This is a genomic window from Pseudomonas sp. (assembly GCF_041601375.1).
Lineage (GTDB): Bacteria > Pseudomonadota > Gammaproteobacteria > Pseudomonadales > Pseudomonadaceae > Aquipseudomonas.
In genome coordinates, this window is sequence record NZ_JBFIIG010000188.1 from 1 (window position 1) to 8093 (window position 8093).

Sequence of the window (8093 nt, forward strand, 5' to 3'; positions counted from 1 at the left end):
GCAACCTGAGCATGGCGCGCATCCAGCCCTGGCTGCGCGCCGAGCACCGGGTGATCACCTTCGTCGTGCGCACCCAGGGGCTGATCCTCGCCCCCGGCAACCCACTGGGCATCGCCGGGCTGGCCGACCTGCAGCGCAGCGGCCTGCGCCTGGTCAACCGCGAACAGGGCTCGGGCACGCGCATGCTGCTGGAAAGCCTGCTGCAGCAGGCGCAGATCGACAGCGCCGGCATCGACGGCTTCCATAACGAGGAATATACCCACGCCGCGGTGGCCGCCTACGTCGCCAGCGGCATGGCCGATGTCGGCTTCGGTGTCGAGGCGGCGGCGCGGATGTTCGGCCTGGCCTTCATCCCCATCGCCCGCGAGCACTACTGCCTGCTCTGCCACCAGGACAGCCTCAACCTCCCCGCCATGGGCGCCCTGCTCGAGGTGCTGCAGAACCCCGAGTTCCAGGCGCGCATCGCCCAGCTGCCCGGCTACGCCCTGAGCCGCCCCGGCGAGGTGCTGCCACTGACCCAGGCGCTGGAACAATGGAGCCGCGAGAGCCTGCTGGAGTAGGCAGGAATTTTTTCATCAGGCCTTCTCAAACAACCAGTATGTCATTGATTTTATGGGTTATTACGCTCTTTGTAGGAGGGGCTTTAGAGCCGCGAAAGCTTGCACGCACAGCTTCGCGGCACAGCAAAGCTTCGCGGCTGAAGCCGCTCCTACAGGTACCCGCAAGCCGACAGACACGATTGCCCCCGTTTGCTGCGCGACAGCGCGGCGTCTGGACGACGGGCGATCTCTCAGGGCGCTGCGGACTGCGGCGCGCCTTGCGCCCAACGCAGGCGTTTGCGTCCGGGCATCTCGACCTTGGCCAGGCTGTCCTGATCGAGCACGGCGCTCGCGTCCAGCAGGCCATTGAGGTGCAGGATATAGGCGGTGACGGCATACACCTGATCGTCGCTCAGGCTCTTCGGCGCATGGTGCGGCATGGCCCGGCGGGTGTAGTCGAAGAGGCTGGTGGCGTACGGCCATTGACCGCCGACCGACAGCAGCAGCAGCGGATGCTCGCTGATCCGCAGGATGCGCAGCGGGTCGTCGAAGCTGAAAAATCCATCGCTACCGACCAGGCGCGCCGCCGGGCCTTCCTTGCCCTTGGCGCCATGGCAGCCGGCGCAGCGGCCAGCATAGAGTTCGCCGCCGGCGCGCACGCTGCCCTGACCGGGGGGCAGGTTGCGCCCATCGGGGTAGACGCTGATGGCATAGCGCTGGATGGTCTGCGCCGACAGCGGCAGGCCGAAGTCGATCAGCGGCTGCGCCGCCGCGCCGGTTGCCAGCGCCAGCAGCAGCCAGAGGCTACGCATAGACATTCTCCACCTCGCCACCGCTGCGCACGCGCCAGGCCTGGATGGCGTTGTAGTGGTTGAACGAGTGGGCCGCATATCGGCTGCGCCATTCGCTGCGGCTCGGCTGGGTGTTGCCCAGCTCGTCGGTGGCGCGGCTGAGCAGGGTGGTGGCCGCGCCCGTCCACTGCCAGGGGATGCTGAAACGGGTCAGGGCCTTGTCCAGCACCGGCGCCTGCAACTGCGCCGGCGCCCAGGTGCGGCCGTTGTCGGCGGAAACCTCGACCTTGGCGATGCGCCCCATGCCGGACCAGGCCAGCCCGGAGACCTCGTAGAAGCCCTTGAGCTCGGGCAACTGCTGCTGCCCGCTGGGGTGGGTGATCACCGATTTGACCTCCATGGGGAAGCCGAACGCGAGAATCTCGCCGTCGCTGAGAATGCGCGTATAGAGGCCCGACTCGTCCTTGCTGAAGACCGGGCTGTCGCTGACCTCCAGGCGGTGCAGCCACTTGACGCTGACATTGCCTTCCCAACCCGGCACGAACAGGCGCAGCGGATAACCCTGGGAGGGTCGCAGGCGCTCGCCGTTCTGGTAGAAGGCGATGATGGCATCATCCAGCAGCTTGGCCAGCGGCAGGCTGCGACTGTGCGAGCCGCCATCGGCGCCCTCGCAGATCACCCAGCGCGCCTCGGCCTTGACCCCCGCCTCGCGCAGCAGGTAGGACAGCGGCACGCCGGTCCATTCCGCGCCCGATACCTGGCCGAACAATTCCTGGCAGTCGGCATCGCGCGCGGTCGGCGAGATGGCGTTGGCCGCGGTGTTGCCCGCGCACTCGAGAAACTGGATGCGCGACACCATGGGGTAGCGCATCAGTCGCTCCAGGTCGAACTTCAGCGGCCGCTCGACCAGACCATGAATCAGCAGCTGATGACGCTCGGGGTCGATGGCCGGGATGCCGTTGTGGTGCACCGCGAAGTGCAATCCGCTGGCAGTGATGCTGCCGCGCTGATGCTGCAACGGCGAATGCCAGATGCTGAAGCCGGCGGTCTGCGCGGTACTCGGCTGCAGCTGGCGCAACACCTGGCGCTCATGGCCCGAGGGGCTGCCGTAGTCGACGTCGGCGCCGCCCAGGCTGGTCATCCAGGCCGGCATGGGCGGCTCGCCTTGCGCCAGCACCCGCCCGGCCGGCGACAGGCCGATGGCGGCGGCCAGGCTGAGGCCGTAACCGCTCTTGAGAAAGGCGCGGCGATCGAGCAGGCCGTTACCGGCGACGAAGCGCAAAGCTGACTTGTTCACGACAGGCTCCCGGACGGCAGGCGCCGTCGCTTTCACTGAATGACCATATAACTAGTAATCTAGTTATATGGTTGCATGCCGCTGGCCGCTTGTCTATTCTCCGCGCCATGGAACTCAATGAAGTCGCATCTTGCCTCGAGGCGCTGGGCAATCCGCTGCGCCTGCAGGTCTTCCGCACGCTGGTGCGCAGCGGCCCGAACGGGCTCAACTTCGGCCAGTTGCAGGAGCGCATCGGCATTCCCCGCTCGACCCTGGCCCATCACCTCAACAGCATGGTGCAGGCCGGCGTGCTCGTGCAGCAGCGCGAAGGCCGCGAAGTATTCAACCGGGTCGACTTCGCCCGGCTGCAGCAGGCCCTGAACTTCATGATGGCCGAGTGCTGCCAGGACGGCGGGCCAGCCTGACCACTCCGCTGGCGGCCCGATCCAGCGGCCGGGCGGCGCCCCACTCTAGCCGCGAACTCTTCGATGCACAGCACAGCTTCGCGGCTAAAGCCGCTCCTACAGGTGCTAGCGGCGACAGCGCTTCGGCGAATACGGCGGGCGAGCGCTTATCAAGCAACCGGTATGGCATTGCTTTTATGGGTGATGAGGCCTTGTTGTAGGAGCCAGCTTGCTGCGCTCCGGCGATCGATGGAACCGCGCCGCCAGGGGCCACGAGCAGGCGCCTGGATAAACCGCTGAAGGCCCCGCACAAGGCCTGAAAAACGCCCAGGCTGCTTGAAACAAGGACTTCAGACCGCCCGACCATGAAAAAGTTCTCCATTCAAAACAGTTACTTACACAACCTTTACCTAAGTGCACCGCTCGTCGGCAGACTCTTGCCAGGCCTGCTCGCCAACCCCAGCATCGCCCCCGACTCAACCACTGAGAGAACTTCTCCATGAAGTACATTTCGATGCTTCTACTGAGCCTCGGCTTCGCCGCAGGACAGGCAATGGCAAGCGATAACATCCAGGCCGGTGTCGGCGGCGCGCTGGGCGGGGTATTGGGTTCGGTGGTCGGTCAGCATATCGGCGGCAGCACCGGCGCGGCCATCGGTGCCGGTGTCGGCGGCGCCGCGGGCGGCTCGGTCGCCGCGCGCAACGGCAACAAGACCGAAGCCGCTATCGGTGGCGGCCTCGGGGCGGCCGGCGGCAACGTCATCGGCCAGCAGATGGGCGGCACCACCGGCGGCCTGATCGGCGCGGCGCTCGGCGGCGGAGCCGGCGGCGCCATCGGCAGCAGCTATGGCGATGCCAACCGTTACGACGATCGCGACTACCGCGGCGAGCGGGCTTATTACCGCGACGATCGCCGCCATGGCCATCACCACGGCAAGCGCCACAAGCACAAGCACAAGCACCACGGTCACGGCTGGCGCCACTAGCAGTCGGAGCGCCACCCGGCCTACAAGAGACCGCTAGAACGCAGGTTGATTTGAGACATCAGCGCGGCGCGCGCCTTACCAAGGATGGGGCGCGACCAGCCCCCGCCAGGGAACCAAAGCCCGCCATGTGCCTCTACATCTGTGCGACGTAGCAAAAAGCCACTAAGCGGGTGTTGAAAAAACACCTGCCAATCGTGACTGCAGTACGCTCGCCCCCCTTATTCAGCAGGACTCAAACCATGCGTAATATTCTCGCAGCCTTCGCGCTCGGCAGCCTTATCGCCGCGCCTTATGCCCTGGCCGGCGACACCGGCAAAGTCGCCATCGGCAGCGGTGTTGGTGGCGCCCTGGGCAACGTCATCGGCCAACAGGTCGGTGGCAGCACGGGCGCGGCGATTGGCGCCGGGGTCGGTGGCGCGGCCGGCGGGGTGATTACCGCCCGCGACGGCAACAAGACCAACGCCGCCCTCGGTGGTGGTTTGGGCGCCGCAGGCGGCTCGGTGCTCGGCGGCCAAGTCGGCGGCAGCACCGGCTCGACCATAGGCGCGGGTCTGGGTGGCGCCGCCGGCGGCGCGCTCGGCAATGAACTGAGCAACGACAACCGTTATGACAGCCACTATGACGGCGGTGGCCACTCCCATGGCCACAAGCACAAGAAACACAAGAAAAATCGCCACCATTGAGTAACCCAAGGTGCGCCAGGCGCACCTGCCGCCCAGCGCCATCGACCACGACAGCAGCCGCTCACCCAGCCAGGTGAGCGGCTTTTTTGTAGCCTGGACAAGGTCGCTGAGTAACCCCCAGTGCGTCGTGCGCACCAAGGCCTCACCGCCTTCGGCAATCTGGTGCGCACAGCGCACCCTACGGTTCGAACGCTTCGCGCCTATTGCTCCACAGCCGCGCAAGTCAGCGGCGCATGCCTTCAGCCCGCCAGCAGCAGCCGGTCCGGCTCATCCAGGTGCTGCAGCAACTCGGCCCGCGCGCTGTCGCGCAACTTGATCGCATCCAGCCAGTCGGAGCCCTGCGCCAGCAGTTGGGCGCAGATGTGCAGGTGGATGTCGCCACGGTGGGGGAACCACTGGCCGTCGCGCAGAACCATGCGCGAACCGCCGATGGCCACCGGCACCAGCGGCACGTCGGCGCGCGCGGCGAGGACGAAGGCGCCCATGCGAAACGGCAACAGCCCCGGCTCGCGGCTCAGCGTGCCTTCGGGGAAGAACACCAGCGACTGCCCGCTCTGCAGCGCCTGCGCCAGGCGTTCGGCGTCGGCGGCGCTGCGCTGCAGGTCGAAACGCTCGACGAAGCAGGTGCCGAGCCTGCGCAGGAAGGGCCCGGCGATGCGCTGCCCGGCCAGCTCGCGCTTGGCGACGAAGCTGAACTCGGCCGGCAACGCCGCGCAGAGCAGCACGCCGTCGAGGTAACTGGCATGGTTGGCGACCAGCACGCGCACCTCCTGGCGGTGCAGCCTGTCCAGGCGCTCGATATGCACGGGGATGCCCACCAGACGCAGGAACAGGCGCGCCGCAACCCCGCACAGGCGCCGCCGCCAGGTCAGCCGCGGCAACAGCAGCACGGCCGTCCAGGTCAGGCTGCCGAGCAGCCCGAGCAAGGCCCAGAAATACCCGGCATAGCACGCGGCCCGAATGCTGCGCCAGCCGCGGCCGAGCTGCGCCCGCGCCGCCGACTGCGACAGGCGCAGCAGTTGCCGCCACACCGGACGCCCCGGCCGGCCCACCTCGCCGCGCTCGTACAGCTCGCGGCTGGCGGCGCGGCGGATCTTGCCGCTGGAGGTTTTCAGCACGCTGTGCGGCGGCGCCAGGACGATATCGTCCGGCGGCACCCCGGTCAGGTCGACGGCGATCCGCCTGATCTGTTGTTGCAGACCTTGCCGCGCGCTGGCGTCCTTCTCGTTGGTCTCGGCCAGCACCACCAGACGCTCGCTGGCGCTGGCCGGGTCGCCACTGCCGAACACCGCGACGCAGCCTTTGCGCAGGCCCGGCAGGTCGCCGACCGCGGTCTCCACGTCGTAGGGATAGATGTTGCGCCCGCCGCGAATGATCAGGTCCTTGGCCCGCCCACTGAGGTAGACCTCGCCTGCGGCCATATAGGCCAGATCGAGCGAGTCGACCCATTCGCCATGGCGCACCCGCCGGCTCTCCTGCGGGTTATGGAAATAGCCGCTGCTGGTCGACGGTCCGGTGAATTGCAGATGGCCCTCGCTGCGTTCGGGCAGTTCGATGTCGTGGTCATCGACGATCCGCACCTGATGCCCCGGCAGCGGCCGCCCGCAACTGACGAAACGCAGCGCATCGGCACTCCCCGGCTCGGCGCGCTCAGCCTTGCCCCGGACCTGGAACGGCTCGCGCCGAACCCAGTCGATCAGCAGCCCGCGGCCCATCGGTGGGAAGGCCACGCCCAGGGTCGCCTCGGCCAGGCCGTAGACCGGAGCCAGCGCACCCGGCTGCAGCCCACAGCGGGCGAAGCGTTCGGCGAAACGTTGCAGGGTGTCGGGGCTGACCGGCTCGGCGCCGTTGCAGGCCAGGCGCCAGCTGCCCAGGTCGAGACCCTCGATCTCGCTGTCGGTGAGTTTGCTCAGGCACAACTCGTAGGCGAAATTCGGGGCCGCCGACAGCGTGCCGCGGTAGCGGTGGATGGTCTCCAGCCAGCGCAGCGGCCGGGCGAGGAACGCCAGCGGCGACATCAGCACCAGGACGAAACCGTAATACAGGCTGCCGAACCAGGCGCCGATCAGGCCCATGTCGTGGTACATCGGCAGCCAGCTGACGAACACATCGTCGGCACCTACGCGAAACGCCGTGCCCATCGCCCGCAGGTTGGCCAGCAGGTTGGCGTGGCTGATCATCACGCCCTTGGGCTGGCCGGTGCTGCCCGAGGTGTACTGCAGGAACGCCAGATCCTGGGTCTGGCGCCTGGTCACCAGGAAGGTGCCGGGCTCGGCGGACAACTCGGCCACGCTGGCGATCTCGCGCAGGCTCGGCACCTGCGATTTGAGCAGGCGGGCGAGCAGTTTGGCTTCGCTCACGGTGATCAGCATGGTCGCCTCGGCATTGCCCAGAATGCCGGCCTGGCGGCGCAGGTGCTCCTCGACCTGCGACAGACGCATGGGCGGATAGATCGGCACCGGCACGCCACCAGCGAGGAGGATGCCGAAGAAGCCGAAGAGGAAATCGCGGCCGGTCGGCAGCATCAGCGCCACCCGCTGCCCGGCTCGCAGGCCGCGTTGCTGCAAGCCGGTAGCAACCGACCTGGCGCCCTGCTGCAAGGCCTGATAGCTGATGTCTTCGGGCACATCGCTGTCGCCCAGCAGGCGCACATGAATGCGCTGCGGGTGCTGCTGCACATGCCAGTCGAGCACCTCGGTCAGGGTCTGCGCGGCATCCGGCGCGAGCTGCCCCCGCGGGCCGGTAGGCAAGCGCTCGACGCTGCCGCGCGACTCCGACGCCGCTGGCGGGGCGCATGCCAACAGCGCCTCGAGCAAATCGCCCGGGGTCTCCGCCGAGGCGAACAGCGTCTCCGGCAGGCGCACGCCGAACTCGCGCTCGACACGCGACCACAGCTCGACCCGGGCCAGGCTGTCCAGCCCCAGATCGCTGTCGAGTACGCTGTGCAGGCTGACGGGCGAATCCTGCGCCGCATCATCGGGGCGCAACTCGATAACCGTCTGTCGAACGGTGCGTAACAGTCGTTGCGCCGCAGCCGCTGAATCGGGATGGGCACGTGTTGCATGAGGCAAACGACTCATCGGCGACCCCTCACCGGGCGGGCAGTCTTGACGACCACCCTCGCCCAAAAACAATAAGCCTTTGCCGGCGCCGGCGATAATAACCTCTGGCCCATAACAGGCCCGCTGTTATAGCGCAGTGGTCTCTCGCCGAGTGGCCGGCCTGCGGCTAGGCTTGGGTGACCAGAATTGCGCGCCCCCGACCGTGCGGCCGCCAACGGAGTGCTTGCCATGCCCCCCAGCCTCGCCCCCGGAGTGTCACGCCGCGAAGCCTGGGCCTGGGCGATGTACGACTTCGCCAACTCCGGCTACACCACGGTGGTGATCACCGCGGTGTTCAACGCCTACTTCGTCGC

At 67.6% G+C, this 8093-nt stretch carries 7 protein-coding genes; 4 read left to right on the forward strand and 3 right to left on the reverse strand.

All coding sequences use genetic code 11. The features are described from left to right. Positions 1-560 (forward strand): substrate-binding domain-containing protein (locus tag ABZE94_RS18370; protein ID WP_372877201.1); only part of this gene is annotated, 560 nt, incomplete at its 5' end. Positions 561-790: 230 nt separating this feature from the next. Here the strand turns inward: ABZE94_RS18370 and ABZE94_RS18375 are convergent. Both ABZE94_RS18375 and soxC read right to left on the reverse strand, forming a co-directional pair. Beyond that, on the reverse strand, positions 791-1351 hold the full coding sequence (locus ABZE94_RS18375) for a c-type cytochrome (RefSeq protein ID WP_372877203.1): 561 nt from the start codon (positions 1349-1351) through the stop codon (positions 791-793). Further along, positions 1344-2627: a sulfite dehydrogenase gene (gene soxC / locus ABZE94_RS18380; RefSeq protein WP_372877205.1), complete on the reverse strand. Its 1284-nt coding sequence runs from the start codon at positions 2625-2627 to the stop codon at positions 1344-1346. The genes ABZE94_RS18375 and soxC overlap by 8 nt, the downstream gene beginning before the upstream one ends. Positions 2628-2716: 89 nt before the next feature. On the opposite strand from soxC, the gene ABZE94_RS18385 reads away from it, so the two are divergent. The 3 genes from ABZE94_RS18385 to ABZE94_RS18395 all read left to right on the forward strand — a co-directional run bounded on the left by ABZE94_RS18385 (position 2717) and on the right by ABZE94_RS18395 (position 4678). Continuing rightward, positions 2717-3031, forward strand: a complete 315-nt coding sequence (locus ABZE94_RS18385; RefSeq protein WP_372877207.1) for an ArsR/SmtB family transcription factor — start codon at positions 2717-2719, stop codon at positions 3029-3031. A 478-nt stretch (positions 3032-3509) separates the two neighbouring features. Further along, positions 3510-3995: a hypothetical protein gene (locus ABZE94_RS18390; protein WP_372877209.1), complete on the forward strand. Its 486-nt coding sequence runs from the start codon at positions 3510-3512 to the stop codon at positions 3993-3995. Between the two features lie 239 nt (positions 3996-4234). After that, positions 4235-4678 carry a glycine zipper domain-containing protein gene (locus tag ABZE94_RS18395; protein WP_372877211.1) on the forward strand — a complete coding sequence of 148 codons (444 nt, stop codon included), beginning with the start codon at positions 4235-4237 and terminating at the stop codon, positions 4676-4678. Between the two features lie 239 nt (positions 4679-4917). Here the strand turns inward: ABZE94_RS18395 and ABZE94_RS18400 are convergent, their stop codons facing one another. Beyond that, positions 4918-7758: an AMP-binding protein gene (locus ABZE94_RS18400; protein ID WP_372877213.1), complete on the reverse strand. Its 2841-nt coding sequence runs from the start codon at positions 7756-7758 to the stop codon at positions 4918-4920. Between the last annotated feature and the right edge of the window lie 335 nt (positions 7759-8093).